This is a genomic window from Paraburkholderia sp. RL18-101-BIB-B (assembly GCF_046026985.1).
Taxonomy (GTDB): Bacteria; Pseudomonadota; Gammaproteobacteria; order Burkholderiales; family Burkholderiaceae; genus Paraburkholderia.
This window is the reverse complement of the sequence record NZ_JARESV010000167.1, coordinates 1-898: the sequence shown is the minus strand read 5'-3', so window position 1 is coordinate 898 and position 898 is coordinate 1. Positions and strand designations below refer to the sequence as shown.

Genomic DNA, 898 nt, shown 5'->3' with positions numbered 1-898 from the left:
CCCAGGCCGGCCCCGGTCGCGAGCGAGTCCCGATAGCGGCGCCAACGCCCCGCTCTATGCCCGTCGCGAGAACGAATCTGAGGACAATGCGTCGTCGTTGCCATTTTTGCAGGCGGCTCAGATGGGACATTTTTCATCCGCCGAAGGAGCGCACCTTACCGCGGTTATACGTCCGTATAACCAGGCAACGCTAACGCGGTATCGGCATACCCAACCGTAGAGTAGATTCGCCCTTTCGCAAAACCTATTCTTCTCTCATTGAGAAAGCGCTCGCCACTTACTTATGGCGAGAACCATTCTCTGACAGCATGTCCTAAGTCGTATTGGGTTCAGCGTTCGTGCGGAAAAAATCGGTAGATGGCTGCGACGCGCACAAATTGCTTCGAGATAACAAGCATGTAATCCGAGAGACAGGACCGCGTCAACAGCGGTTGACCAGAATGGAATCAACCCGTCCGGTCAGCGACGAAAGGCGCCAAGACGCGTTGATAGTAAATACCACAGGAGCTTGCCATGTTCATCTATTCGATCCGTTATCGCGCTGGCTGCGGCCGTTGGGCGGTCGCCTTCGCACAGGCCGCTTCACAGTCCGACGCTGAAGCGATTGCAACCTGCCGTTATGGCGCTTTCCATTCCGTCAGCCGTGCCGGCTTGGTCCGAGTATAGAAAACGTAGTTGTGGTGGAGGCAGCTATGGAGTTCAGCGCATTTATCAGACAAGCCGAACGGGACGCCGAGGTGGTCGACGCACCTAGCGTCTCGATCCTCCTGACCTCCTTGGATCTCGACCAGTCACAATTTTTCATCAAGCTTAAGACGACCGGTCATGTAAATGACTGGAAAGGTATTTCATGCAAAATTTCATGTTTCATAACCCCACACGAATCATTTTCGGCGAA

2 protein-coding genes are annotated in these 898 nt (G+C 54.1%); both read left to right on the top strand.

The annotated features are described in order from the left end of the window. Positions 1–513: 513 nt before the first annotated feature. Entirely contained in the window at positions 514–666 is a 153-nt protein-coding gene (locus P0D73_RS46525) for a hypothetical protein (protein WP_408183718.1), read from the top strand. Positions 667–692: 26 nt separating this feature from the next. Further along, on the top strand, positions 693–898 hold a 206-nt coding region (locus P0D73_RS46520; RefSeq protein WP_408321384.1), incomplete at its 3' end, for a hypothetical protein.